Raw genomic sequence first — 24,918 nt, 5'->3', positions numbered from 1 at the left:
TCGGGCCCGGAAAGGGGAGAAGGGGAACCTAAGCCGAGGGGCGGTTCGGGGGAGGAATACGCTGGTCGGGTGACTTCGAACAGCCCCGAATTCATCTATTCCGACCTGCTGCCCATCGGTCCCGATACGACGCCGTACCGGCTCGTGACGACCGAGGGCGTGGAGACCTTCGAGGTCGACGGGCAGAAGTTCCTCAGGGTCGCGCCGGAGGCACTGCAGAAGCTGACCGCGGAGGCGATGCACGACATCAGCCACTACCTTCGGCCGGCCCACCTGCGGCAGCTGCGCAAGATCATCGATGATCCCGAGGCGTCGGGCAACGACCGCTTCGTGGCGCTCGACCTGCTCAAGAACGTCAACATCTCCGCCGGCGGCGTGCTGCCGATGTGCCAGGACACCGGCACCGCGATCGTGATGGGCAAGAAGGCCGAGGGTGTGCTGACCGGGGTGGACGACGGGGAGTGGATCTCCCGCGGCGTCTACGACGCGTACACGAAGCTGAACCTGCGCTACTCGCAGAACGCGCCGATCACCATGTACGAGGAGAAGAACACCGGGACGAATCTTCCTGCGCAGGTGGAGATCTACGCCACCGAGCAGGGGCCGAAGGGGCCGGAGTACAAGTTCCTGTTCATGGCCAAGGGCGGCGGCTCGGCCAACAAGTCCTTCCTGTTCCAGGAGACGAAGGCGATCCTCAACCCGGACCGCATCCTGAAGTTCCTCGACGAGAAGATCCGCTCGCTGGGCACCGCGGCCTGCCCGCCGTACCACCTCGCGATCGTCATCGGCGGCACGTCCGCCGAGTTCGCGCTCAAGACCGCGAAGTACGCCTCGGCGCACTACCTCGACGACCTGCCCGAGACGGGTTCGATGGCGGCGCACGGCTTCCGGGACAAGGAGCTCGAGGAGAAGGTCTTCGAACTCACCCAGTCCTTCGGCATCGGCGCGCAGTTCGGCGGCAAGTACTTCTGCCACGACGTGCGCGTGGTGCGCCTGCCGAGGCACGGCGCCTCGCTGCCGGTCGCCATCGCCGTCTCCTGCTCCGCCGACCGGCAGGCGCTCGGCAAGATCACGGCCGACGGTGTCTTCCTCGAGCAGTTGGAGACCGACCCGGCGCAGTACATGCCGGACGCCGGCGTCGCGGAGGACATCGAGGGCGGCGCGGTCGTCGAGATCGACCTGAACCGTCCGATGCCCGAGATCCTGGCCGAACTGTCGAAGTACCCGGTGAAGACCCGCCTGTCGCTGACCGGCCCGCTGGTCGTCGCGCGCGACATCGCGCACGCGAAGATCAAGGACCTGCTGGATTCGGGGCAGCCCATGCCGCAGTACCTCAAGGACCACCCGGTCTACTACGCCGGTCCGGCGAAGACGCCCGAGGGCATGGCCTCCGGCTCGTTCGGTCCGACCACCGCGGGCCGCATGGACAGCTACGTCGACCAGTTCCAGGCCGCAGGCGGCTCGATGATCATGCTGGCCAAGGGGAATCGCTCCAAGCAGGTCACCACCGCGTGCAACGAGCACGGCGGCTTCTACCTCGGCTCGATCGGCGGCCCGGCGGCGCGACTGGCGCTCGACTGCATCAAGTCGCAGGAGGTCATCGAGTACCCCGAACTTGGCATGGAAGCCGTGTGGAAGATCGAGGTCGAGAACTTCCCCGCCTTCATCGTCGTCGACGACAAGGGCAACGACTTCTTCACCGACCCGTCGGGCGAGGTGTCGATCCCGCTGAGCGGCATCCGGGTCCGGTCCAGGGAGCGCTGACCGACGCGGTTCTCGTCAATGACGGTGCGGGTGTTGATGACGAATACTCGCCCGTAGTTCGCGCGTCGGGCGGACGATGGTCACCAGGCAAGCTTCGAGAAAGGGAGAGCCTGTGAGTGACTTCATGTTCGACATCACGCAGACCAATGCCGCCGTACGGCACGCGATTGAGACCACCGACAACCCCCGCCACAAGTACCTGCTACAGGCGTACGACCGGCACCGGAACCTGGAGATGGCAGGCCGGTACCCGGAGATATTCACCCCGGAGATGACCGTCGAGCACCCGGTGTACCACTTTCAGATGCTCGGCAGGACGCTGGTGCTCAACGGTGCCGAGGAGGTCCGCAACGTCTACCACGCGTGGACGGAGTCGGCCGAGTGCGTGTTCTACACCGACAGCGAGAAGATCGCGGTGAGCGACAACATGATCGTCTCCACCTCCGTCATGTACCAGCAGCATCCGGGCGCGATGCTGGTGGCGGAGGGGGTGCCCGTCGACCCCGATCGCTGGTACCTGCTGAAGTCGGCCGAGCACATGATCTGGCCGTACGACGACCAGGGTCGCCTCGTCGGTGAGGATGTGTGGGAGTACGACGAGACGGTCCGCGAGATCATCCCGCTCGAGCCCGAGAACGTGCTGACCGTCGCGCAGGCGCGGGCGCAGCTCGACCCGCTGATCCACCCGCTGCCCGCGCACAATCCGTTCCTGGACTGACGAATCCGCGCCCGGAGCCGCGACTTCCTGATGGAGTCGCGGCGTCCCGGGTGTCGGCGTATCGGTACCGGCGTGCGGCGAGGCTCAGGCCGGGCGCAGGATGCTGACCGCGAAGTCGGCGCCGTCGTGCCAGGGCTTCACATCCCAGGTCGCGAGGCGCAGGTCGGTGCGTAGGCCGGCGTCCGCCACGTACGCATCCAGCTGGTCCGGCGTGAGCCCGCGGTCGGTCTGGAAGCCGACGATCGCGAATCCCTCCGGCTTCAGGTGCTTCCGGAAACCCCGCAGCACCGTCGTCTCCGTGCCCTCCGCCACGAAGACCAGGACATTCCCCGCGCAGACGATCGCGTCGAAGGTCCCGTCCAGGTCCAGTTCGGCGAGATCCTGGACCAGCCACCGCGGGCCCGGGTGATCCCGCTCCGCGGCCGCGATGAGCTTCGGATCCACATCGACGCCGACGACGTCGTGTCCGACGGCGTGCAGATACCCGCCGATCCGGCCCGGCCCGCAGCCGGCGTCCAGGATCCGGGAGCGGCGGCCCACCATCGCGTCGACCAGCCGCGCCTCACCGACCAGATCCGCACCCTCGCGCGCCATGGTCCGGAATCGCTCGATGTACCACTCGCTGTGGCCTTCCTTCGTCTCGGTGAACCACCGCGGCGTGCTCATGGTGCCCAACCTACTCGCCGTCGCACATCTACTACAGGCTGTAGTGGGTACGCTGATGGCATGACGAACATCATCGACCGGATCGGCACCGCTCCGATCGCCGCGGCAGGACTCGTGGGCGGCTACTCCGTGGCGCGGGCGACGGGGATCCGTCCGCTCGGCGGCGTCGTGCTCGCGGCGGCGGGCGCCGCAGCGGCACAGGGCTGGTACGCGAAGGGCGGAGCGGGTACGGCGGCCGCGCTCGGCGCGGTCTACCTCGGTGGATTCGGTGCCTCGCACCCGCTCGCGAAGAAGATCGGCGCGTGGCCCTCGGTGCTTGGCGTGGCGGCGGTGGCAGCCGGTGCGTCGTATCTGCTCGTCGATCGGCACTGACCGGAACCGGGCGCGCCACGGACGGGCTATCCTCAGCGAGTGGGATTGAGAACCGGTTTCACGGTGTTGACCTGTGCCGCGGTCTGCGTGACCGCGGGCTGCGGCGGGCCGGCATCGTCGGAGGAGGCGCGCCCCGGCTCGCACAGCGTGGAGGCGGGCTCGGCGGTCACGCAGGTCGCTGCGGCCCCGACGACCACTCCCACAGGAACCCCGCTCTACACCCGGCTCGCGACCTCGAGCGCCGTCGGCGACACCGGCCAGGCCCTCACCGCGACGCTCGCGGGCACCATGTACCGCAGTGCCACCGGCGTGTGGATCGGCTGCGAGGGCACCGCCGCGACCGCGGTCTACCGGCTCGGCGGCGAGTTCGCCAAGCTCACCGGCGTCCTCGGGCTTCAACCGCACACCCCCGCGGGGCTCAAGATCCGCGTCTCCTTCATCGTGGACGGCGAGACGAAACTGGCCGCCGCCCTCACGCGCGACGGCCGGCCCCAGAACATCTCCGTCCCGCTCACGGGAGCGCGGTCGGTCACCGTCTCCGCCCTCGCGACCGGGGGACAGTGCGCCCCGGCCGCGTCGCCCTACGGCGCGATCGGCGCGGCGTCCCTCACCTGACCCGGTCGACGTTCGCCATCGCGAGAACGTCGAGCCGCCGGTCCAACTCCTCGAGCGTCAGGTCCGCGCCGATCAGACCGCGGTCGATCACGGTCTGCCGAATCGTCTTCCCCTCGCGCAGCGCCTCCTTGGCCACCGCGGCGGCCTCCTCGTACCCGATGAGCGAGTTCAACGGCGTCACGATCGACGGCGACGACTCCGCCAGCGTGCGCAGTCGCTCCTCGTGCGCGACCAGGCCCTCGATGCAGCGGTCGGCGAACAGGCGGGAGACGTTCGCCAGCAGCGTGATCGACTCGAGTACGTTGCGCGCCATCATCGGGATGTAGACGTTGAGCTCGAAGGCGCCGTTCCCGCCGCCCCACGTGACCGCCGCGTCGTTGCCGATGACCTGCGCGGCCACCTGCGTGACGGCCTCGGGCAGCACCGGGTTGACCTTGCCGGGCATGATCGAGCTGCCGGGCTGCAGGTCGGGTAGGGAGATCTCGCCGAGCCCGGTCAGCGGGCCCGAGCCCATCCACCGCACGTCATTGGCGATCTTGGTCAGCGAGACCGCGACGGTGCGCAGCGCGCCCGACAGCTCGACCAGCCCGTCGCGCGCGGCCTGCGCCTCGAAGTTGTCCTTGGCGAGCCGGATCTCGGTGACCCCCGTCAGGCGGATCAGCTCCGCCACGACCAGGGAGCCGAACCGTTCCGGCGCGTTGAGCCCGGTCCCCACGGCGGTGCCGCCGATGGGGACCTCGCCGACCCGGGGGAGGGTGGCGCGAACCCGCTCGACGCCGGCCTCGACCTGGCGGGCGTAGCCGCCGAACTCCTGGCCCAGCGTCACCGGCACCGCGTCCATGAGGTGGGTGCGGCCGGACTTCACCACGTCGCGCCACGCGGACGCCTTCGCGGCCAGCGCGGCCTGCAGGTGTTCGAGCGCCGGGATCAGCACCGTCACCACGGCCTCGGTCGCGGCGACGTGCGTTGCCGTCGGGAAGGTGTCGTTGGACGACTGCGACATGTTCACGTCGTCGTTCGGGTGCACCTGCACCCCGGCCCGCTCGGCGAGGGAGGCGATCACCTCGTTGGCGTTCATGTTGGAGCTGGTGCCCGAGCCGGTCTGGAAGACGTCGATGGGGAACTGGTCGTCGTGCCGCCCCTCGGCGACCTCCTGCGCCGCCGCGATGATCGCGGCGGCCTTCTCCGGTGCCAGCAGACCCAGGTCCTGGTTGACCTGCGCCGCAGCCGCCTTGAGCAGTCCCATCGCGCGGATCTGCGCACGCTCGAGCGGGCGGAAGCTGATGGGGAAGTTCTCGACCGCGCGCTGCGTCTGCGCGCGCCACAGGGCGGTCGCCGGCACCTGGACCTCGCCCATGGTGTCGCGGAAGGTGCGGTACTCGGTCTCCGGGGTATCAGCGTTCTTAGCCATACCTCACTAACGTACTCGGGCCCCGGGAAACTTCCCAGGGCCCGAGGACGAGAGGCGGATCTCAGTTGATGATCTGGGCGTACGTCTTCAGCTTGGTCAGGCGGTGCGTCGCGTCGACGGTGCGGACGGTGCCGGACCTGCTGCGCATGACGATCGACTGGGTGGTGGCGCCGTCGGCGCGGTACTTGACGCCGCGGAGCAGGTCGCCGTCGGTGACGCCGGTGGCGGCGAAGTAGACGTGTTCGCCGCGGACGAGGTCGGTGGTGGTGAGGACCTGGTTCGGGTCGATGCCCAGGTCCGCCAGGCGCTGCCGCTCGGTGTCGTTCGACGGTGCGAGGGTGCCCTGGATCTCGCCGCCCATGCAGCGCAGTGCGGCGGCGGCGATGATGCCCTCGGGGGTGCCGCCGATGCCGACGAGGATGTCGGTCTTGGCTTCGGGGCGGGCAGCGGCGATGGCGCCGGCGACGTCACCGTCGGAGATCAGGCGTACGACCGCGCCGGTGGCGCGGATGTCGGCGATGAGCTGCTCGTGGCGGGGGCGGTCGAGGACGGTCAGGGTGACGTCGGTGATCTTGATGCCCCGGGCCTTGGCGACCTTGGCGATGTTGTCGGCGATGGGGGCCTGGATGTCGATGACGCCGGCGGCTTCGGGGCCGACGGCGATCTTGTTCATGTAGAAGACGGCGGAGGGGTCGTACATGGCGCCGCGTTCGGCGACGGCGAGGACGGCGATGGAGCCGGGCATGCCCTTGGCCATGAGGGTGGTGCCGTCGACGGGGTCGACGGCGACGTCGGTGAAGGGGCCGAAGCCGTTGCCGACCTCTTCGCCGTTGTAGAGCATGGGGGCTTCGTCCTTCTCGCCCTCGCCGATGACGACCACGCCGCTCATCGACACCGTCGAGACGAGCTGGCGCATGGCGTCGACGGCGGCGCCGTCGCCGGCCTCCTTGTTGCCGCGACCGACCCAGCGGCCGGCGGCGAGCGCTGCGGCCTCGGTCACGCGGACCAGCTCCATCCCGAGATTCCGGTCCGGGGCGATGGGGTTCTTCTCAGCGTGGGTATCGGACATGGATTCCTCCGGATCTCGATGCGCGCGGGCGGGCGCGGCGGGCCTCGCCCGATTCTTCCATGCCCGCCTCCGTCGCCGGGCGGTGCTGCCGGGATACTGGACGTCGTGGCTGAGAAACCCCGGATTCTGCAGAACCGTCGCGACATGGTGCTGACGATGGTTCCGCTGATCGCACTGTGCCTGCTGGTCCTGCTCGCGTCGGGCAACTTCAAGCTCGGCTTCGGCGCCGATCCGAAGGACGAGTCCGTCGACCCGATCAACCCGAGGGGCGTCTACCAGGTGTCGGCGGACACGTTGGGCTTCCCGATCCGCATGCCGGCCGGCGACGGCGTGGCCGACGGCGTGCCGAGCGGGTGGAAGGCGACCGCCACCCGCGATCAGGAGGTGACCGGCGGCGCGATCTTCTCCGTCAATTACGTGACGCCCGAGAAGAATTCGTTGCAGCTCTCGCAGTCCGGGGCCCCGGTGGGCACCGTCGTCGAGTCCGTCTACGGCGCGAAGGCCAAGCCCTCGGGAACGGTCCCCGTCGACGGGCGGACGTGGGACGTCTACGGCCCGAACGACAGGAACCGCAGTGCCTGGGTGCTCCAGCTCGACGGTGCCGTCCTCGTCGTCTTCGGCGGGGCCACGGTTCCGCGGTTCACCGAACTCGCGGCCGCCGTGCAGTCGCAGCAACCGCTGCCGCGGTCCGGCGCGCAGGTCCCGGGCGCGCCCCGGTAGGCGCGTTCACTCCTCGGCGGCGATCGCCTTCTCGATCCGCTCCCGCGCCCCGGCGAGATGCTCCTCACAGCGCTTGGCGAGGGCCTCGCCGCGCTCCCAGAGATTCAGCGACTCGTCCAGGTCGATGCCGCCCTGTTCGAGCAGCTTCACCACCACCGCGAGCTCGTCGCGGGCCTGCTCGTAGCCGAGTTCGGCCACCGGTGTCTCGTCGCTCATGCTTCCCCCTCGATTCGTACGGCGATCTTCTTCACGCCCATCACGGCAGCGCTGGCTGCACCGTCAGGCACCCGGACCCGTAGCTGCGAGCCGGGCGCAAGGTCCTCGATGCTGCGCACGACGGGGTTCTCCCCGTCCGGTGTGACCTTCTGCACCACGGCGTAGCCCCGGGCCATGGTGGCGGCGGGGCCGAGTGCGGTCAGGCGCGCGGCCAGGTGCCGCACCCCGTCCGATTCGCGTTCGACGGTGCGCCGCACGTCCCGCCGGACATCGCGCAGCAGGCGCTCGACCTGCTCGGCCCGGTCGTCGACGAGGCGCATGGGATGGGCGAAGACGGGGCGGGAGCGGAGCGCCTCGAGGGTGTGCGCCTCGCGGGCGACCCACCCCCGCAGCGCCGCCGCGGCCCGTCCGCGCAGTTCGGCGATGCGGTCGAGCTCGTCGGCCACGTCGGGTACCACGCGCTTGGCCGCGTCGGTGGGCGTCGCGGCGCGGACGTCGGCGGCGAAATCGCACAGCGGGTTGTCGGGCTCGTGGCCGATCGCGGAGACGATGGGCGTGCGGGCGGCGTGCACGGCGCGGCACAGCGTCTCGTCGGAGAAGGGCAGCAGGTCCTCGACGCTGCCGCCACCCCGGGCGAGGATGATCACGTCGACCGACGGGTCGGAGTCCAGCGCGCGCAGTGCGGCCACCAGCTGCGGGACGGCCGTCGGTCCCTGCACGGTCGCGTACTCGGCGCGGATCCGCACGCCGGGCCACCGGCCCTCGGCGATCGATCGCACATCGCGCTCGGCGGCGCTGGCCCGTGCGGTCACCAGCCCGACGGTGCGCGGCAGGAAGGGGAGCGGCCGCTTGAGCCGCGGGTCGAACAGGCCCTCGGCGTGCAGCAACTGCCGCAGCCGCTCGATCCGGGCCAGCAGCTCGCCCACGCCGACGGCGCGGATCTCCGTGATCCGCAGCGACAGGCTGCCGCGTCCGGCCCAGTAGGTGAACTTGCCGCGCACGATCACCTGGGTGCCCTCGTTCAGCGGCACCTCGGAGCGGTCGAGCACCGCGGGCAGGCAGGTGACCTGAAGCGAGACGTTCGCCGACGGGTCGCGCAGCGTGAGGAAGGCGGTTCCGCCGCCGCGGCGGTTGAGCTGCGTGATCTGGCCTTCGACCCAGACCTCGCCGAGCCGGTCGATCCACTGCGCGATCTTCATGGAGACCACGCGCACCGGCCACGGGTGCTCCGCGGTCGACGGCCCGCCCGCCGGGGCGCCGCCGGTCGTCGCCGGTCCGGTCACTTCGTGATGCGGTTCTCGAGCATCGTGAGGAACGGCGCCCGGGCCCTGTGACCGCGCTCGTATTCGACGAGCGCCTCCACCTCGGGGGTGGTCAGCCCGGGCAGCCGGCCGCGCAGCTGCGCGAGGGTCAGCTCGGGGTAGTCGATCCGCCGCGCCGCCGCGGGCAGGTCCTCGGGGGCCTCGGTCACGGTGGCCGTGCCCGACGGTGCCGGGGCGGGGGAGCTGTAGAGGGCGTACCGCCCCGCGCCCGACGGTGCCCGATCGGCCGTGGCCCCCGCCGCGGTGGCGGCGGTGTCCGGGGAGGCAGCATCGGCCTGGGCAGCGTCGGCCTGGGCGTCGGCGGGTGCGGCACCGTCGGCCTGCGCGGACTCGGACTCGGGGGCGGGCGCGGGTTCGGTGGCCCGTCGGACCTCGCCGTAGGCGGGCTTCGGCGTGGGCAGGTCGACGTCGACGTCCTCGTCGTCGTCGAAGGTGGCCCATGCGGCCTGCTCCTCCTCCTTGGCGGGGAAGACGGTCTCGATCGCGCGGTCACCGCGGACGGCGAGGTCGGCGAGGTCCTGCTGGACGTGGATGAAGGCCTGCGCGGACTTGCTGCCCAGCGTGAGCGGCGCGCTCACGGCGCCCGTGACGATCTCCTGGCCCTTCTCGGCGGCGAGGGCCACGGCCCCGACGGCGACGCGGACCACGAACGGTAAACGGCTCATGTGTCCAGGGTGCCTCATCGCGGCGGCCGGCACACCGCCAGGTGCCGTAGCCTGGATGCATGACTTCTGGCAAGCGCGTTCTGTTGGCCGAGCCGCGCGGCTACTGTGCCGGCGTCGATCGAGCGGTGGAGACCGTCGAGAAGGCGTTGGAGAAACACGGGGCGCCGGTGTACGTGCGCAAGGAGATCGTGCACAACCGGCACGTCGTGGAGACGCTGCAGGACAAGGGCGTGATCTTCGTCGACGAGACCGACGAGGTGCCCGAGGGCTCGCTGCTGGTCTTCTCCGCGCACGGCGTCTCGCCCGCGGTCCACGAGGGTGCCGCGCAGCGCAGCCTGCGCACCATCGACGCCACCTGCCCGCTGGTCACCAAGGTGCACCAGGAGGCCAAGCGCTTCGCCCGCGACGATTACGACATCCTGCTCATCGGCCACGAGGGCCATGAGGAGGTCGAGGGCACCGCGGGGGAGGCGCCGCAGCACGTGCAGCTCGTCGACGGTCCGGACGCGGTCGACAACGTGACGGTCCGCGACGAGGACAAGCTCGTCTGGCTCTCGCAGACCACTCTCTCGGTCGACGAGACGATGGAGACGGTCCGCCGCCTGCGGGAGAAGTTTCCGAAGCTGCAGGATCCCCCCAGCGACGACATCTGCTACGCCACCCAGAACCGTCAGGTCGCCGTGAAGGCGATGGCTCCCGAGTGCGACCTGGTGATCGTCGTGGGCTCGCGGAACTCGTCGAACTCGGTGCGGTTGGTCGAGGTGGCGCTGCAGGCCGGCGCCCGCGCCGCGCACCTCATCGACTTCGCCCGGGAGATCGATCCCGCGTGGCTTGACGGTGTGGAGACCGTCGGCATCACCTCCGGCGCGTCGGTGCCGGAGATCCTGGTCAAGGGCGTCGTCGAGTACCTCGACGGCGAGGGCTTCCACGACGTGCAGACCGTCACCACCGCGAACGAGACGCTCGTCTTCGCCCTGCCGCGCGAACTGCGCCCCCGCGCGAAGGCCTGAGCTCGGTCCTGCTCAACGAGAGAACCCGCGGCCGGTGGCCGCGGGTTCTTCGCTATCAGTCCTTGTAGCGGTGCCGGCGGATCTGCCGGGGCTCCTCCGTCGGCTCGGCGAAGTCGTCCCGGAAGTTGGTCTCGACGGGCGTGTCCTCGCTCTGCGGCCGGTAGCGCGGGGGCCGGTAGTGCTCGTAGCGACCCGGGCTCGACGGGGCCTCGCCGCGCCGAGCCCGGCGCTCGGTATCGCCACTGAGGCTCGGAAGGTCGGGCTGGACCGCCCGGCTGCCGGAGATGCGGGGGAGCGAGGCGTAATCGTCGCGGGGGATCCGAGGACGCTCCCGGTCGACGCGGGATGCGCCCGGCTCCACGCCGCGCGCCCGGTCGATGTCGCGGGCCTCGCGCCGGTAGTCGCGAGCGTCGGCCGGCATCGCCGCACGCCCGGTGGGGGCGGCGGGCCGGGCCGCGGGATCCCGCGGGGTGCGCCACCGCGGCTGCGGTTCCGCGATCGGCCGTCGTTCCTCGTCGAGCCGGAAGTCGCGCGGGTCCTGCACGCCCGGGCGCGGCCGGTCGCCCTGCGCGACGGCGGGACGGGGGCGCGCACCGCGGGGAATCGCGCGGCGCTCGTCGTCGACGGGGCGTCGCGGCATCGGGGGCCGCGGGTGCTGGCCGGTGTCGGGCCGGATGACGCGGTGGACCTGCGTGGCCGGGGCGGCGGCGTCCCGGGCGGCGATCTCCTCGCGGGTGCGTTCGAGGCGAGCGGCGGAGTCGCGGCGCAGTTCCTCGCCCCGGCGGAGGTCGCGCCGCAGGTCCTCGCGGCGGGGATCCTCCCGCCGGGCGGCCGAACTCCGCCCCCGGACCGGCGCGTCGGCCTCGGGGCCGACGGGCTCCCGGCGGTCCGCGCGATCACGGACGGCACGGCTGGAGCGGTGCGGCGACGACCAGCTCTGATGGCGCTCCGAGCGGCCGGCTCCCTCGGCGACGAGGCCGGCCGCGCCCACGGCACCCGCTCCGGCGGCCGCGCCCGCAGCGGGTGCGGGACGGAGCCGGGCGAACGCGGTGCGGATCCGCTCACCGATCGACGACGGGGCGGAAGCGAGCCGCTTCCCGGCCGCGGTGCTGGGACCGCCCACGGTGGTGGCCGCGGCGGCGAGCGCGCCGGAACCGGCCGCGGGCTTCGCGGCACCGGTCTTGGCGGTGGAGGTCTTCGTGCCGGCCTTCGTCGAGGACTTCGCGCTGGTCGCGGCGGCACCGCGCTGGGCGGCGCGCGCGGGCGCGGTGAGCCCGCGGTACTGCAGTAGCCGTGCGCCGCCGATGACGAGGACGATCACCGTGATCCAGAACATCCAGGGGAACAGCGAGATCATCGGGAACAGCACGTCGGTGAGGATCTGGCTGGTCTTGCGCGGACTGGGGAGGCCCCACCACCGGTACAGGGGAATCGCGGTCGCGATGATCAGCGGGGGCTGGACCATGGCGGTGAACAGCGCGCGATTGCGCACCGCGAGCACAGCGACCACGGCGCCGACGGCCATGGCGATCACACCGGCGTTCGCTCCCGCGAATTCGCCCGATGCGAGGGCGCCCACCGCTGTGAACGCCAGCATGGTCAGGACGGCGCCCCACCACGGCAATCCGGGGACCGTCGCGAGCACGGAGCGCTCGTCGACCGGCACCTGGGAGCGGGACGGTTGGAACTTCGACACAGGTGAACCGTACCGGTTAACACTGTGAGAACCGAGAATGTGCTGTCGTGGGGACGGCTCGCGGCGTCCGATCGACCCCCAGCGGGGCGTCGCGGGCACCGTCGGGCATCGAATCGAGATCGGACAGGCGCCGCGCGGTGACGCCGACGCGCGCGTTGTACGAACCGACGGTCGCGTTGAACGCCTCGACCGTCTTGCCCAGCGCCGTACCCAGTGCGGAGAAGTGACTGTTGAGGACGTCGAACCGCTCGTTCAGTTCGCGCCCGAGGGCGTGGATGCGCTCGGCGTCCTCCCCGAGGGCGTGTTGCCTCCAGGTGAGGGCGACCGCGCGCAGCATCGCGACGAGGGTCGTCGGTGTGGCGAGTACCACATTCCGGTCCAGGGCGAACTCCAGGAGCTCGGGATCGGCCTGCAGTGCGGCGTCGAGGAAGGCCTCGGCGGGCACGAACATCACCACCAGCTCCGGTGAGCCGACCGCCTCCCAGTACCGCTTGCCCGCGAGCTGCACCACGTGCGAGCGGAACCGGCGCGCGTGGTCGGAGAGCAGGGCCGTGTGCTCCGCGGGCGGTGCCTCCAGGAGCTGCAGGTAGGCGTCCAGGGGGACTTTCGAATCGACCGCCAGATCCCGGCCGCCGGCGAGGTGGACCACCAGGTCCGGGCGCACCCGGGCCTCGCCGACGGCCGCCCCGACCTGGGTGGAGAAGTCGCAGTGCCGGCTGAGCCCGGCCAACTCGACCACGCGCTGCAACTGCAGCTCTCCCCAGCGGCCGCGGACCGTGGACGACTTCATGGCGGATCGGAGGGTGGCGGTCTCCGCGCGCAGCGCCTCGCTCGTGCGGGCGACGGTGCCGATCTGCTCCCGGAGGCCGGCGAACGCGGCCACACGGCTGCGCTCCGCCACGGCGAACTCGTGGCCCAGCGCGTCGAGGGTCTGGCGGAGCGGCGCCAGGAGGGCGTTCACCGGCCCGGCGACCGCGTCCGGGGAGGCACCGTCGGCCTGACCGGACGGTGCGGGCAGCACTCGGGCCAGGATGATCCCCACGGCGCCGCCGACCAGGAGCGCCAGCAGCGCGACGATCAGATGCGAGAGATCCATGCCGCCATCATGGCCGCCGGCACTGACAAGTTCAGGCGGCGTCGGCCGGGGCCTCCGCCTCGGGCTCCGGCGCCGGGCGGCGCCGGAACCTGCTCCAGAAGCTCGGAGCGGGCTGGTCCTCGGGCGGCGGCGTCTCGCCGGTCTCCTCGTCGATGAGCTCGCCCAGGTACCGGAAGAGGACGGCGAAGGCGGCCGCGACGGGCACGGCGAGGAAGGCGCCGATGATGCCGAACTCGGTACCGCCGAAGGCGATGGCGAGCAGCACGATCGCGGGGTGCAGCTGCATCGAGCGCGACTGCAGGATCGGCGAGAGCACGTTGCCCTCCAGCTGCTGGACCGCGATGACGACCACGAGCACGGCCAGAGCGGTGCCGGGGCCGTTGGTCACGAGCGCGATGATCACGGCGAGCGCGCCCGCGACGAAGGCGCCGACGATCGGGATGAAGCCGCCGAGGAAGGTGATCACGGCGAGCGCCGCCGCGAGCGGCACCTGGAGGATCACCAGGCCGAGGCCGATGAACAGCGCGTCGATGAAGCTGACCACCGCCTGGGTGCGGATGAAGCCGCCCAGGGTGGCCCAGGTGCGGCTGAGCAGCTCGGCCAGGTGATCCGCGACCGGCGTGCCGGAGTGGCGCCGCAGCCACGGCATGAACTTGTCGCCGTCCTTGAGGAAGAAGAAGGTGAGCATGGCGACCATCACGATCGCGACCACGAACGACCCGGCGGCGCTCACGCCGGTGAAGACGCCCGAGGCGATGCTCTCGGCGCTCTCCTGCAGCTTCTTGGTGATCGACGTGACGAACTTGCTGATCTGCTCGTCCTGCAGGTTCAGCGGAGGGCCCTGCGCCCATCTCTGCACCTTGCCGACGCCCTCGATGGCGCGGTCCGCGATCTCCTTGGACTGGCCGCCGATCGACGGCGCGATGGCGCCGATGATGCCGGCGAGCAGTCCCAGTGACAGGAGCAGCACGAGTGTGGTCGCCAGCGCGGGCGGCAGGCCCTTGCTCCGTAGCCAGTTGACGGGCGGCCACAGCACGGTGCACAGCAGGATCGCCAGCAGCACGGGCAGCAGGATCGACCAGAACTCGCCGATCAGCCAGCTGAGCACCCACAGCAGCGCGGCGACCGCGACGGTGCGCCAGCTCCAGGTCGCGAGCCAGCGGCCCGCCTCTCCGTAGACGGCACTGCGCGTCCTCGTGCCGGGCGGGTTCGTCACGTCATCGCTCACGTCGCGATCGTATGTGCCTCGTGGGCCAACAGCCACTTCTTGACGGCGAGTCCCCACCGGAAGCCGCCGAGGGAGCCGTCGAGGCGCAGTACCCGGTGGCACGGGACGAAGAGCGCGGTCGCGTTGCGGGCGCACGCCATCGCCGCGGCCCGGACCGCGGCGGGGCGTCCGGACAGATCGGCGTACTCCGTGTAGGTCACGGGCTTCCCGGGTTCGACGGTGCGCAGCACCCGCCAGGCGTGCTCGACGAAGACGCCCGAGCGTTGCCGCACGGCGATGTCGTCGATCGCGGTGAGCTCGCCGGCGTGGAAGGCTGCGACCGCCCGGGTCACGGCGCCGAGTTCGGCCCGCTCCTCGACGGTGGTGGGCCGCAGGGACGGATGGATCACGGGCAGCAGCGTGCCGAGGTCGGCGGTCCAGCCGGAGGCGAGGACGGCACCGTCGGCGTCGACGACGGCGGTGAAGGGCCCGGCGGGCGTCTCGACGGTGGCGTGGGTGGCGGTCATGCGGTGATCCTTCGGTCGGCGGTGAGGGCGTGGTTCCACAGGTGCAGGCAGACGTAGCTGCCCCACGGGCTCCAGTGGTCGTCGGTGATGTCCAGGCCGAGCAGCCGTGCGCCCTTGGCGACCACGAGGTCGGACCCGAGCAGGGTGTCGGGGTCGGCGAGCATGCGCATCGCCGTGTAGTCGGCGGTCCACGGACCCACCCCTTTGAGTCGGAGCAGTTCCGCGCGGGCCTCGGCGCGGGTCATCCCGGGGTGGAGGACCAGCCGCCCTTCCGCCAGTTCGGTTGCGGCGCCGACGATGGCGGCGATCCGGTTGCGTGGTCCGGTGAGGATCTCGCCGCCGTGCTCGGCGATCGCGGCCGGGGTGGGGAAGGCGCGGGTGACGCGTCCGGCCGGATCGTCGACCTCGGTGCCGAGCGCGGCGACGAGCCGGGCCTGGTGCGTGGCCGCCGCGGCGATCGAGATCTGCTGCCCGATCATGGTGCGCAGCAGCAGTTCCGCGGGATCGACGCTGCCGAAGAGCCGGATGCCGGGGGTCGCGGTGACGAGGGGAGCCAGGCGCGGGTCGGCGGCGAGGGCCTCGTCCACGGCGACGGGGTCGGCGTCCAGGTCGAGCAGGTGCCGCAGCCTGGCCACGGCGGTGGACAGATCGCTCATCGCCGCCAGTGACAGGGTGGCACGGACGTACCCGTCCGGCGCGGTCCCGAGGTCGACGGTGGCGATCCCGTTCCCGCCCGGCAGGCTCACGACGCGGGTGTAGCGGTCACCGTCGGTGTGCTCGAGCCCGGCCACGGCGTGCGCGGTGAGGAACCACCGCACCCAGCCGCTCGCGTAGGGCCCGCGCAGCGCGAGGCGGAGGGTCAGTTCGCCGGTGGTGGCGGCGGTGCCGCGGTCCGGGCTCCGCTGCGCGCGCAGCTCCGAGGGCGTGCGGGCGAAGACCTCCCGCACGGTGTCGTTGAACTGGCGGATCGAACGGAAGCCCGCGGCGAAGGCGATGTCCGAGAAGGGCATCGCCGTGCTGGTGATGAGGATCCGGGCGGTGGTCGCGCGGTGGGCCCGGGCGAGGGCCAGGGGACCGGCGCCGAGCTCGGCGGTGAGGACCCGCGTGAGCTGGCGGGCGCTGTAGCCCAGCCGTTCGGCGAGCCCTGCCACGCCGGACCGGTCGACCACCCCGTCGGCGATGAGACGCATGGCCCGCGCGGCCAGGTCCGATTCGAGGTTCCACCGGGGCGACCCGGGCACGGCGTCGGGGAGGCACCGTCGGCAGGCCCGGTAGCCGGCGGCCTGCGCCGCGGCGGCGGTGAGGTGGAAGCTGACGTTCTCCGCCTTGGGCGTGGTGGCGGGGCAGGACGGACGGCAGTAGATGCCGGTGGTGGCGACGGCGGTGTAGAACTGGCCGTCGAACCGCGCGTCGCGGCCGGCGATCGCCCGGTAGCACCGGTCGAAGTCGAGGAGGGGTGAGCTGGTGGTCACGCCTTCGACTCTGGCACCGGTCCACCCCGCGCGCTAGCGGTTTTCGGACGTCGCCGTTCCGGGGAGGTCAGCAGCAGCGCACCTGGACGGTCGCGCCGTCGTACCGGGCCCTCCAGTACTCCCGCTCGGACATCACCGGCTCGCCCGGATGCGTCGCCCGACGGTGCTCGACGTACCGCTGGTAGTGGTTGTCGCCCATGATCGAGCCCACGTACCAGCGGATCGCCTTCAGTGCCCGGATGACCGGGTGACGCCCAGTGCGACCCATTCGGCCTCCACCTTTCGTTCCGCGGGGGTGGGGATGAGGCCGCTCGGCGCGAACAGGTCGCTCGGTTGCGGCTCCTCCTCCGTGAGTGGGCGGCCGTTGCCGGACACCGTGCGGTAGATGGTCCACGCGCCCATGACCACGACGACGAGCACCATGATCGCGAAGACGATCGACAGCGTGCCCTGGATGAAGGTGTTGCGCACCACCGCGTCGATGGCCTCGGGTGTCTTCGCCGAGCCGAACGAGGACTTCCCGGCCTCCGCGGCGGCCTTGAAGTTGCTGTGCTGCTTCCAGTAGCCCACCGCGGGATCCGCGCTGAAGATCTTCTGCCAGGACGCCGTCATGGTCACGACGAGGTCCCACACGAGTGGGATCGCGGGGATCCAGACCCACTTGTAGTAGCCCTTCTTGACCACCACGACGACGACCAGGGTGAGCGCCATCGCGGCCAGCAACTGGTTGGCGATGCCGAACAGCGGGAAGAGCGTGTTGATGCCGCCCAGCGGGTCGGTCACGCCCATCAGCAGGATGCTGCCCCAGGCGGCGACCACGAGGAGCGAAGCGGCCCAAGCCCCGAGCCGCCAGCTCGGGTCCTTGAGCCGGCGGAAGGGGCCGCCCAGGTTGCTCAGCGCGTCGGAGACCATGAACCGCGCGACGCGGGTGCCGGCGTCCACGGTGGTGAGGATGAACAGGGCCTCGAACATGATCGCGAAGTGGTACCAGAAGGACTTCATCGACGACCCGCCGAAAACCTGGTGCAGCACTTCGGACATGCCGAAGGCCAGCGTCGGGGCGCCGCCGGTGCGGGAGACGATCGACTCCTCGCCGACGTCCTTGGCCGCCTGGGTGATCTCCTGGCCGGTGATCGGATCGCCGCCCAGGCCCAGCGAATTGACGTAGGTGGCCGCGGTCTCGGCCGTGCCGCCGGTCTTCGCGAGCGGCGCGTTCATGGCGAAGTAGAAGTGCTGGTTGATGATCGACGCGGTAATCAGCGCCATGATCGCCACGAAGGATTCGGTGAGCATGCCGCCGTAGCCGATCAGCCGCATCTGCCCCTCCTTCGCCAGCAGCTTCGGCGTGGTGCCGGAGCTGACCAGGGAGTGGAAGCCGGAGAGGGCGCCGCACGCGATCGTGATGAACAGGAACGGGAACAGCGATCCGGCGAAGACGGGGCCGTCGCCGCGGGTCGCGAAGTCGGAGACCGCGGGCACCTCCATCATGGGCCGGGCGATGACGATGCCCACGGCGAGCAGCGCGATGGTGCCGACCTTCATGAAGGTGGACAGGTAGTCGCGGGGTGCGAGCAGCAGCCACACTGGCAGTACCGAGGCCGCGAAGCCGTAGATGATGATCGCCCAGCTGAGCTGGACCGGGGTGAGCGTGAACAGGTCCTTGCCCCAGCTGCTCTCGCCCACGTAGCGGCCGCCGATCACCGCGGCGAGCAGCAGTACGCAACCGATGAGCGAGACCTCGGAGACCCGGCCGGGCCGCAGGTAGCGCAGGTAGACGCCCATGAACAGGGCGATGGGAATGGTTGCGGCGATGGAGAAGACGCCCCACGGGCTGTGCCCGAGCGCCTGCACCACGACCAGCGCGAGCACCGCGATGAGGATCGTCATGATGGCCGCGATGCCGATGATCGCGGCGGCGCCGCCGACCGGCCCGAGCTCGTCGCGGATCATCTGGCCGAGCGAGCGTCCCCGGCGGCGGGTCGCGACCCACAGCACCAGGTAGTCCTGCACGCAGCCCGCGACCAGCGCGCCCACGACGATCCAGATCGTCCCGGGCAGGTAGCCCATCTGCGCGGCGAGGACGGGACCCACAAGAGGCCCGGCGCCGGCGATCGCGGCGAAGTGGTGGCCGAACAGAACGCGCCGATCGGTGGGCATGTAGTCCGTGCCGTTGTCGAGAACCTCGGCGGGCGTCGCCTCGTCGTCTCGGGGACGCACGACCTTCAGCTCGATCAGGCGGGCGTAGAAGCGGTAGCCGACCACGTAGGTGCAGATCGCTGCCAGGACGAACCACACGGCGTTCACGGATTCGCCGCGGGCGAGGGCGATCATCGCCCAGGCGACCGCGCCGACGATCGCGATGACGCCGAAGATCACCTTGTGCTTGGTGGTGATCGGGCTGCGGTCGATGATCGCGACGGGCGGCCGCGCGGGGTCCGTCCGGACGTAGGTGATGTCGCCGTCCGTCACCGTGTTCGACGGTGCTGTAGGTGCTGACACGAGGCCTCCTCGGTGGGTTCTCCACGACGGGTGATGAGCAAGGCTCATAGTGTCACTCGCGCGGCTCGGGCGCGGGGGATTCGGAACGGATCCGAGCACGTAGAATGAGGCCCCGTGAGTCTTACCCTCGGAATCGTCGGGCTGCCCAACGTCGGCAAGTCCACCCTGTTCAACGCCCTCACCAACAGTGAGGTGGAGGCGGCGAACTACCCGTTCGCCACCATCGAGCCGAACGTCGGCGTGGTGAACCTGCCGGACCCGCGCCTGCACCGTCTGGCCGAGATCTTCGGTTCCGAGCGCATCCTGCCCGCGACCGTGTCCTTCGTCGACATCGCCGGCATCGTCAAGGGCGCCTCCGAGGGCGAGGGTATGGGCAACCAGTTCCTCTCCAACATCCGCGAGGCCGACGCGATCTGCCAGGTGGTGCGCGTCTTCTCCGACGAGGACGTGGTGCACGTGGCAGGCAAGGTCGATCCGCTCGCCGACATCGACACCGTCGCCACCGAGCTGATCCTCGCCGACCTGCAGACCATCGAGAAGGCCCTGCCCCGGCTCGAGAAGGACGCGCGCAAGAACAAGGAGCTGGCGGAGACCGTCGAGGCGGTCAAGGCCGCCGAAGCGGTGCTGACGGACGGCAAGACCCTGTTCGCCGCGGGTTTCGACACCGCGCCGATCCGCGAGCTGCACCTGATGACCGCCAAGCCCTTCCTCTACGTCTTCAACGCCGACGAGGGCGTGCTCACCGATGCTGCGCGTCGCGCGGAGCTCGCGGCGGCCGTCGCGCCCGCCGATTCCGTGTTCCTCGATGCGAAGATCGAGTCCGAGCTGCTGGAGCTCGACCCCGAGGATCAGGCCGAGATGCTCGAGTCCATCGGCCAGGACGAGCCGGGCCTCGATTCGCTCGCCCGCGCCGGCTTCCACACCTTGGGCCTGCAGACCTATCTCACGGCCGGCCCCAAGGAGTCGCGTGCCTGGACGATCCGCAAGGGCGACACGGCCCCCAAGGCCGCCGGCGTGATCCACACCGACTTCGAGAAGGGCTTCATCAAGGCTGAGATCGTCTCCTTCGCCGACCTCGACACCCACGGCTCCATGGCCGCCGCCAAAGCCGCCGGCAAGGTTCGCATGGAAGGCAAGGACTACGTCATGAACGACGGTGACGTGGTGGAGTTCCGCTTCAACGTCTAGGGTCGGGGTAACACGACAGGCTCGCTTCTCTCGATGAGACGCGGGTCTGCTCTCTACCTGCACAGACCGCCCGCGGGGGCGTCGAGAACTGAGTTGCACCCGCTCGCTGCAGTAGCGTAGCGTATGTGTCACTAAGACCGGTTCCGCCTACTTCGGTAGGTCCAGGGCCGGTCCTCATTCTTTCAGGCGGCGCTGGTGGTCGACGAAGTCAAGGCGTACAAGACGTATGCCGAGCAGGTTGCGCTCCTTGAGGGGCGTGGCATGGACATGGGCAACCGTGACTCAGCGGCGGCCACGCTTCGCAGACTGAACTACTACCGCCTCAGCGGCTACTGGTACCCGTTCCGGAAGTTCGAGGGATCAGGCCGCCGCGATGACTTCTATTCTGGCACTCGGTTCAGCGATGTCGTCGCGCTCTACGAGTTCGACGCACGGCTTCGCGCGGCGACGTTCGCTGCCCTGATGCCCGTCGAACTGGCTATCCGTGCGTCGCTCGGGCACGAGCTGGGTCAGATCGACCCGTGCGCTCACCTCGAGCCCTCGAAGCTCGGTCCCACCGCGCGACGCGGGGATCAGTACCCGCGATGGGTGCAGCGATATGAACGTGAACTCGCCCAGTCCCGGGAGGATTTCGTTGCTCATCACCGCCAGAAGTACGGCGGACGTCTGCCTGTCTGGGCGGCGACAGAGCTTCTGGACTGGGGAAGTCTCACGTACCTCTACGGGTTCGCTCCTCGCGGTGTGCAGGACGCTGTTGCTATCAGCTGCGGACTCACTGCTCCGCAGCTGACCAGTTGGCTTAAAGCGCTCAACCTCATGCGGAATATCTGCGCTCATCATGGGCGGCTCTTCAACCGCGTCCACACGTTCTCGCCGAAGCTGCCGAAGCCCGGACGGCATCCTGACCTGGATGCTGCCGCAACGGACTGGGCACGCACCTTCGGTCAGCTCACGCTGGTCCAGTTCCTCGCGGACCGCCTCGGGGTTGGACGGAGAACGCTGCTGCCTGCGGTGGTGAGGAGCTTTCCCACTGTTCCGATCGTGCCCATCGCGCATATGGGCGTTCCCGCTGATTGGCAGGCTACGAGCGGGCTCTGGGCGCATCCCTAGCTGGACGACGGGGATGAGTCGCGGAGCATGTCGATAGCGGGACCGCGGTCACGGACCCAGCCCCCACCGACGCCTCGCCGGTGGGGCCTGAATTCTGCTTATCCTCTGTGCAGGAGGTCGGAGATCTGGCCGCGGACGGCCTCCCAGCGAAGACTCCAGTCCGCGGCGAGGAGGACGTTCCTGCTCGGATGGCTCTCGCCGTCCCACGCGGCGACCGATGCCTCCTCTCGCACCATCCCGAACAGGTCGTGGCTCAACTTCGTCATCCCGATCAGCTCCCTGATCGTGCCGGTGCCGTCGGCAGGCTCGAAGTACGCGAAACGCACGCCCGACCACATGCCCGTCTGAAGCACTCGGTCGCCCTGCTCCACCGCGCTCTTCGTCGCGGCGTCCAGATCGTCGACGAACCAGCAGATGTGTTGCAGTCCTTGCCCGCCCGCGTCGAGGAAGTCCCGGTACGACGATCGCTCGCCGTCCGGCCGGATGACCTCCAGCTGCACGGGGCCGAGCTGGGCGAACGCGACGTCGAGGGTCGGAGAGGACTTCTCTCCGCGGTACTCGTAGCCGACCACCTTCGCGCCCTTCACCGTGAGCCACGGCCCCACGCCGACCCGGGTCCAACCGTCGACCGCCCGGTCCAGATCGGGGACGACGAAGCCGAGCTGATCGACGGGCGTCGAGAAGGGCCCCGTCCCCGAGGCTGGAGCGTCTGCGGAGGCCGGTGGGTCGGCCGGTGGATCGCCTGCCTCGACGAGCTCCAGGATCGTTCCGGTTCCCGGAGCCGGACCCATTGCTGCGAACCGGCGACCGGCGATCGAGCCGGCTTGCAGCACTCCGGCGTCGGTCTTCGTGACCGTCGCGAGCGCTGCGTCCAGGTCGTCGACGGTCCAGCTGATGTCGTGCAGTGCCGTCGCGCCGAGATCGACGGCGTCGCGGTAGCTCGAGGCCGCGTCGTCGGCCGGCTGCACGAGCCGGATGCCGAGGCCGCCGAGCGTGCTCTCCGCGATGTGTACCACCGCGTCCGAGGCCCGGCAGCGATAGCTGAAATCGTCCAGGTGAACGTCGGTGGTCTTGTGCCACGGTCCGATTCCCAGGCCTTCCCAGCCCGCGACCGCGGCGTCGATATCGGCGACCGCGAAGCCCAGTCGGCATGCGGACGAGGTGAACGGTGTCTTCATCGACCTCTCCTACTACGTGTTCGAGCGATGCGCCGCAGCCGGAGCCCGGCTGCGGCACACCGGTTGTCCATGGGTGCCGACGGGGTGACTACGGGGCGAGGAGAACTTCGACGGAACCGTCGGTCTCCCGCACGCTGTAGGTCCCCAGCGGCCTGACGCCGGGAGCGTTCACGGGAGCCCCGGTCGCGATGTCGAACTCGACTCCGTCGCACGGGGACATGATGACGGTCCCCGTCATCCTTCCGGACGACAGCGGCGTGCCGTCCGTGGTGGACAGGTCGTCGAACGCGTACAGATGGCCGCCGCTGCGGGCCACCGAGATCCGGTGCTTGCGGTCCGCGAGGTAGTACGGCATCACGTAGCCCTCGGGTACATCGGTGGAGGCGCCCACCGTGCGGAACTGCTGATCGCTCATCGCGGTGTCCTCACTTGTCCTGGGGCTGGTCGCCGATCACCACATCGGTGATCGACAGGTCGAGGTCGAGCCGGTACTCGCCGCTCGCGCCCGCAGGCACGGCCGGGCGCGTCGGCAGGACGGGCGCCAGTCGCCGGTAGCCGGAGCCGAGTTCGGGGCGCGGGTCGGCCTCGCCCTTGTTCGGCCAGAAGGACATCGCGCGTTCGGCCAGCGCGGCGATGGTCAGTGAGGGGTTCACTCCCGGGTTCGCGGCGATGGTGGAGCCGTCCATGACGTGCAGGCCGGGGTAGCCGAACACCCGCTGATACGGATCGACGACCCCGTGCTCGGGGGTCTCGGCGATCGTCTGACCGCCGATGAAGTGTGACGACGTCGCCTTGCCGGCCACCGCGAACCAGGTCTGCGCGGAGACGCCGCCCAACTTCTCCGCGAGCCTGCGCCCGACGTCGTTGGCGGCCTCCAGGAAGGGTGGCGGCGCCGTCGATGAGCCCGGCTTGCTGCGCAGCATGCCGTGCTCCCAGGACAGGTCCAGCCAATCGTCGTGGTCGCGCATGCACAGCAGGTTGAATCCGCGCTGCGACCAGTTCCGCGGGTAGTCCACGCTGATCGTGTCCACGGGGTGGGTGAGCAGCTGCTTGAGCCAGGCCCGGAAGTGGTGCTCCTCGTTCCCCTCCGGCTGTGCCGTGTAGATGAGCGCCATCGCATTGCTGCCCACGCCGTAGCGGACGGGGCCGATCGTCGACTCCGCGTCCACCTGCACGCACGCGGTCACGGACGATGCGCCGGGCGAGACGATCAACTTGTCGGGGTCCGCCTTGAAGTCGGCCTCGCTGCGCTGCACCGAGATGAGCGCCTCCGAGTTGGTGCGCGCACGCTTTCCGGCTTCGTTCGATACCCGCTCGAGAGTGCCGTCGTGCTTGCCGGCCAGCAGGATGTGCGCGGTACCGAAGGCGTGCGCGGCGAGCACCACGTCCTTCGCCCGATAGTGGTGGCGCGGCGCTGCCAGCCCCAGCGCTCCCGGGCGGCGGGCGATCACCTCGAAGCCGCCGCCGTCGAGCGGGCGGACGGTGTGCACCTCGTTCATGTCGTGAATCACGGCGCCGAGCCGTTCGGCGAGGTAGAGGTAGTTCGTCGTGGTCTTGTTCTTGGCGCCGTGGGCGCACCCGATCATGCAGTCATTGCAGCTGATGCAGCCGGTGCGGCGCGGGCCGGCGCCGCCGAAGTACGGGTCGTCGACCTCGACACCGGGCTTGCCGAAGTGGATACCGAGGGGTGCCCGCAGATAGGGCCGCTTCATATCGGCGGCGACCTCGCGCATCAGGCGATCGGAGTCGGTTTCCAAATAGGGTGAGACCTGGACGCCGAACATGCGATTGCACAGATCGTAGTAGGGCGCCAGTTCCTGCGCCCAGTCGGTGATGTGCGCCCACGTGGGGTATTCGAAGAACGGCTTCGGTGGGACGTACAGGGTATTGGCGTAGACGAGGGAACCGCCGCCGACCCCGGAACCGCCGAGGACGATCACATCGTCGAGGTAACGCATCCGTTGGATTCCGAACAACTCGAGCTCGGGCTGCCACATGAACTTCGGGATGTTCCAGTTCGACTTCGGAAGGTCGGCGTCCTCCCATCGGCGGCCAGCCTCGAGAACCCCTACGGAGTAACCTTTTTCGGCGGCTCGGAGCGCTGCCACGCTGCCGCCGAATCCTGAGCCGATGACGATGACGTCGTAGTCGGTGGACTTCATGATTCCCTTCCGGTGGAGCGCGCTTCTGCACCCCAGGCCTTCGTTCGCGAGACTATCGCAGAGTGTGGACCGGCGCGGCGGATCTCGCTGCGCGCCGCGCGCGCCGGCGGGTTCCCGCAGGTGTAGGAGCCCGGCTGACGACAGTTCTATAGTGACGGAAACTGATCATCCGAATATCCGCAGCAGACGGAGCCCGGTGTGTATCGTGACCTCGTCCGGGCGGGTGCGTTCTCGG

At 70.1% G+C, this 24,918-nt stretch carries 24 protein-coding genes; 8 read left to right on the top strand and 16 right to left on the bottom strand.

The window, feature by feature from the left end; genetic code table 11:
* The first annotated feature begins 69 nt into the window (after positions 1-69).
* A complete protein-coding gene (locus AC21LY_RS19505) occupies positions 70-1,764 on the top strand; it encodes a fumarate hydratase (RefSeq protein ID WP_489048217.1) in 1,695 nt (564 codons plus the stop codon).
* Positions 1,765-1,876: 112 nt separating this feature from the next.
* On the top strand, positions 1,877-2,482 hold the full coding sequence (locus AC21LY_RS19500; RefSeq protein ID WP_489048216.1) for a hypothetical protein: 606 nt from the start codon (positions 1,877-1,879) through the stop codon (positions 2,480-2,482).
* 84 nt (positions 2,483-2,566) lie between these two features.
* Here the strand turns inward: AC21LY_RS19500 and AC21LY_RS19495 are convergent, their stop codons facing one another.
* A complete protein-coding gene (locus tag AC21LY_RS19495) occupies positions 2,567-3,148 on the bottom strand; it encodes a methyltransferase domain-containing protein (protein ID WP_489048215.1) in 582 nt (193 codons plus the stop codon).
* A 60-nt stretch (positions 3,149-3,208) separates the two neighbouring features.
* On the opposite strand from AC21LY_RS19495, the gene AC21LY_RS19490 reads away from it, so the two are divergent.
* Entirely contained in the window at positions 3,209-3,520 is a 312-nt protein-coding gene (locus tag AC21LY_RS19490; RefSeq protein WP_489048214.1) for a hypothetical protein, read from the top strand.
* 39 nt (positions 3,521-3,559) lie between these two features.
* The gene (locus AC21LY_RS19485) at positions 3,560-4,135 is read left to right on the top strand and encodes an NPCBM/NEW2 domain-containing protein (RefSeq protein ID WP_489048213.1); all 576 of its coding nucleotides are present in this window, start codon (positions 3,560-3,562) and stop codon (positions 4,133-4,135) included.
* Here AC21LY_RS19485 and AC21LY_RS19480 read toward each other — a convergent pair.
* Together AC21LY_RS19480 and glpX are read right to left on the bottom strand one after the other, a co-directional pair.
* Positions 4,128-5,546, bottom strand: coding sequence for a class II fumarate hydratase (locus AC21LY_RS19480; RefSeq protein WP_489048212.1), 1,419 nt, complete (start codon positions 5,544-5,546; stop codon positions 4,128-4,130). The genes AC21LY_RS19485 and AC21LY_RS19480 overlap by 8 nt on opposite strands.
* Positions 5,547-5,607: 61 nt before the next feature.
* On the bottom strand, positions 5,608-6,615 hold the full coding sequence (glpX, locus tag AC21LY_RS19475; protein WP_489048211.1) for a class II fructose-bisphosphatase: 1,008 nt from the start codon (positions 6,613-6,615) through the stop codon (positions 5,608-5,610).
* A 105-nt stretch (positions 6,616-6,720) separates the two neighbouring features.
* On the opposite strand from glpX, the gene AC21LY_RS19470 reads away from it, so the two are divergent.
* A complete protein-coding gene (locus AC21LY_RS19470) occupies positions 6,721-7,335 on the top strand; it encodes a DUF4245 domain-containing protein (RefSeq protein WP_489048210.1) in 615 nt (204 codons plus the stop codon).
* 6 nt (positions 7,336-7,341) lie between these two features.
* On the opposite strand, the gene AC21LY_RS19465 is transcribed toward AC21LY_RS19470, so the two are convergent.
* From AC21LY_RS19465 to AC21LY_RS19455, 3 genes are read right to left on the bottom strand one after another with little or no spacing between them, the layout of a single operon-like run.
* A complete protein-coding gene (locus tag AC21LY_RS19465; RefSeq protein WP_068532691.1) occupies positions 7,342-7,551 on the bottom strand; it encodes an exodeoxyribonuclease VII small subunit in 210 nt (69 codons plus the stop codon).
* Positions 7,548-8,834, bottom strand: coding sequence for an exodeoxyribonuclease VII large subunit (gene xseA, locus AC21LY_RS19460; protein ID WP_489048209.1), 1,287 nt, complete (start codon positions 8,832-8,834; stop codon positions 7,548-7,550). Before xseA ends, AC21LY_RS19465 begins: the two co-directional genes overlap by 4 nt.
* A complete protein-coding gene (locus tag AC21LY_RS19455) occupies positions 8,831-9,538 on the bottom strand; it encodes a lipid droplet-associated protein (protein ID WP_489048208.1) in 708 nt (235 codons plus the stop codon). The genes xseA and AC21LY_RS19455 overlap by 4 nt, the downstream gene beginning before the upstream one ends.
* Before the next feature lie 59 nt (positions 9,539-9,597).
* Between AC21LY_RS19455 and AC21LY_RS19450 the strand changes: the two genes are divergently transcribed.
* A complete protein-coding gene (locus AC21LY_RS19450) occupies positions 9,598-10,548 on the top strand; it encodes a 4-hydroxy-3-methylbut-2-enyl diphosphate reductase (protein WP_489048207.1) in 951 nt (316 codons plus the stop codon).
* 55 nt (positions 10,549-10,603) lie between these two features.
* On the opposite strand, the gene AC21LY_RS19445 is transcribed toward AC21LY_RS19450, so the two are convergent.
* The 7 genes from AC21LY_RS19445 to AC21LY_RS19415 all read right to left on the bottom strand — a co-directional run bounded on the left by AC21LY_RS19445 (position 10,604) and on the right by AC21LY_RS19415 (position 19,045).
* Positions 10,604-12,244 (bottom strand): DUF6542 domain-containing protein, encoded by a 1,641-nt coding sequence (locus tag AC21LY_RS19445; protein WP_489048206.1) that lies wholly within the window; start codon positions 12,242-12,244, stop codon positions 10,604-10,606.
* 16 nt (positions 12,245-12,260) lie between these two features.
* Positions 12,261-13,340 carry a DNA recombination protein RmuC gene (locus AC21LY_RS19440; protein WP_489048205.1) on the bottom strand — a complete coding sequence of 360 codons (1,080 nt, stop codon included), beginning with the start codon at positions 13,338-13,340 and terminating at the stop codon, positions 12,261-12,263.
* A 31-nt stretch (positions 13,341-13,371) separates the two neighbouring features.
* On the bottom strand, positions 13,372-14,568 hold the full coding sequence (locus AC21LY_RS19435; RefSeq protein ID WP_489048204.1) for an AI-2E family transporter: 1,197 nt from the start codon (positions 14,566-14,568) through the stop codon (positions 13,372-13,374).
* On the bottom strand, positions 14,565-15,074 hold the full coding sequence (locus tag AC21LY_RS19430; protein ID WP_489048203.1) for a methylated-DNA--[protein]-cysteine S-methyltransferase: 510 nt from the start codon (positions 15,072-15,074) through the stop codon (positions 14,565-14,567). Before AC21LY_RS19430 ends, AC21LY_RS19435 begins: the two co-directional genes overlap by 4 nt.
* The gene (locus AC21LY_RS19425) at positions 15,071-16,546 is read right to left on the bottom strand and encodes an AlkA N-terminal domain-containing protein (RefSeq protein ID WP_489048202.1); all 1,476 of its coding nucleotides are present in this window, start codon (positions 16,544-16,546) and stop codon (positions 15,071-15,073) included. Before AC21LY_RS19425 ends, AC21LY_RS19430 begins: the two co-directional genes overlap by 4 nt.
* Before the next feature lie 67 nt (positions 16,547-16,613).
* A complete protein-coding gene (locus AC21LY_RS19420) occupies positions 16,614-16,814 on the bottom strand; it encodes a YbdD/YjiX family protein (RefSeq protein WP_489048201.1) in 201 nt (66 codons plus the stop codon).
* Positions 16,775-19,045 carry a carbon starvation CstA family protein gene (locus AC21LY_RS19415; protein ID WP_489048200.1) on the bottom strand — a complete coding sequence of 757 codons (2,271 nt, stop codon included), beginning with the start codon at positions 19,043-19,045 and terminating at the stop codon, positions 16,775-16,777. The genes AC21LY_RS19420 and AC21LY_RS19415 overlap by 40 nt, the downstream gene beginning before the upstream one ends.
* 114 nt (positions 19,046-19,159) lie before the next feature.
* Here AC21LY_RS19415 and ychF point away from each other — a divergent pair, with 114 nt between their 5' ends.
* Positions 19,160-20,233 carry a redox-regulated ATPase YchF gene (gene ychF, locus AC21LY_RS19410; protein WP_489048199.1) on the top strand — a complete coding sequence of 358 codons (1,074 nt, stop codon included), beginning with the start codon at positions 19,160-19,162 and terminating at the stop codon, positions 20,231-20,233.
* A 195-nt stretch (positions 20,234-20,428) separates the two neighbouring features.
* On the top strand, positions 20,429-21,343 hold the full coding sequence (locus AC21LY_RS19405; RefSeq protein ID WP_489048198.1) for an Abi family protein: 915 nt from the start codon (positions 20,429-20,431) through the stop codon (positions 21,341-21,343).
* A gap of 98 nt (positions 21,344-21,441) precedes the next feature.
* Here the strand turns inward: AC21LY_RS19405 and AC21LY_RS19400 are convergent, their stop codons facing one another.
* The 3 genes from AC21LY_RS19400 to AC21LY_RS19390 all read right to left on the bottom strand — a co-directional run bounded on the left by AC21LY_RS19400 (position 21,442) and on the right by AC21LY_RS19390 (position 24,683).
* Entirely contained in the window at positions 21,442-22,521 is a 1,080-nt protein-coding gene (locus AC21LY_RS19400) for a VOC family protein (protein ID WP_489048197.1), read from the bottom strand.
* Positions 22,522-22,609: 88 nt separating this feature from the next.
* On the bottom strand, positions 22,610-22,936 hold the full coding sequence (locus AC21LY_RS19395) for a Rieske (2Fe-2S) protein (protein WP_489048196.1): 327 nt from the start codon (positions 22,934-22,936) through the stop codon (positions 22,610-22,612).
* A 10-nt stretch (positions 22,937-22,946) separates the two neighbouring features.
* Positions 22,947-24,683: a GMC oxidoreductase gene (locus AC21LY_RS19390; protein WP_489048195.1), complete on the bottom strand. Its 1,737-nt coding sequence runs from the start codon at positions 24,681-24,683 to the stop codon at positions 22,947-22,949.
* Positions 24,684-24,918 lie beyond the last annotated feature (235 nt).

The organism is Tsukamurella sp. II2bb (genome assembly GCF_057815145.1).
This window is presented reverse-complemented; position numbering and strand designations above follow the sequence as displayed.

Excerpts from the sequence above, each read along its gene's own strand:
- AC21LY_RS19495 (WP_489048215.1), bottom strand. The coding sequence starts at position 3,148 with ATGAGCACGCCGCGGTGGTTCACCGAGACGAAGGAAGGCCACAGCGAG.
- AC21LY_RS19490 (WP_489048214.1), top strand. The coding sequence starts at position 3,209 with ATGACGAACATCATCGACCGGATCGGCACCGCTCCGATCGCCGCGGCA.
- AC21LY_RS19480 (WP_489048212.1), bottom strand. The coding sequence starts at position 5,546 with ATGGCTAAGAACGCTGATACCCCGGAGACCGAGTACCGCACCTTCCGC.
- glpX (WP_489048211.1), bottom strand. The coding sequence starts at position 6,615 with ATGTCCGATACCCACGCTGAGAAGAACCCCATCGCCCCGGACCGGAAT.
- AC21LY_RS19465 (WP_068532691.1), bottom strand. The coding sequence starts at position 7,551 with ATGAGCGACGAGACACCGGTGGCCGAACTCGGCTACGAGCAGGCCCGC.
- AC21LY_RS19455 (WP_489048208.1), bottom strand. The coding sequence starts at position 9,538 with ATGAGCCGTTTACCGTTCGTGGTCCGCGTCGCCGTCGGGGCCGTGGCC.
- AC21LY_RS19450 (WP_489048207.1), top strand. The coding sequence starts at position 9,598 with ATGACTTCTGGCAAGCGCGTTCTGTTGGCCGAGCCGCGCGGCTACTGT.
- AC21LY_RS19440 (WP_489048205.1), bottom strand. The coding sequence starts at position 13,340 with ATGGATCTCTCGCATCTGATCGTCGCGCTGCTGGCGCTCCTGGTCGGC.
- AC21LY_RS19430 (WP_489048203.1), bottom strand. The coding sequence starts at position 15,074 with ATGACCGCCACCCACGCCACCGTCGAGACGCCCGCCGGGCCCTTCACC.
- AC21LY_RS19420 (WP_489048201.1), bottom strand. The coding sequence starts at position 16,814 with ATGGGTCGCACTGGGCGTCACCCGGTCATCCGGGCACTGAAGGCGATC.
- AC21LY_RS19400 (WP_489048197.1), bottom strand. The coding sequence starts at position 22,521 with ATGAAGACACCGTTCACCTCGTCCGCATGCCGACTGGGCTTCGCGGTC.
- AC21LY_RS19395 (WP_489048196.1), bottom strand. The coding sequence starts at position 22,936 with ATGAGCGATCAGCAGTTCCGCACGGTGGGCGCCTCCACCGATGTACCC.
- AC21LY_RS19390 (WP_489048195.1), bottom strand. The coding sequence starts at position 24,683 with ATGAAGTCCACCGACTACGACGTCATCGTCATCGGCTCAGGATTCGGC.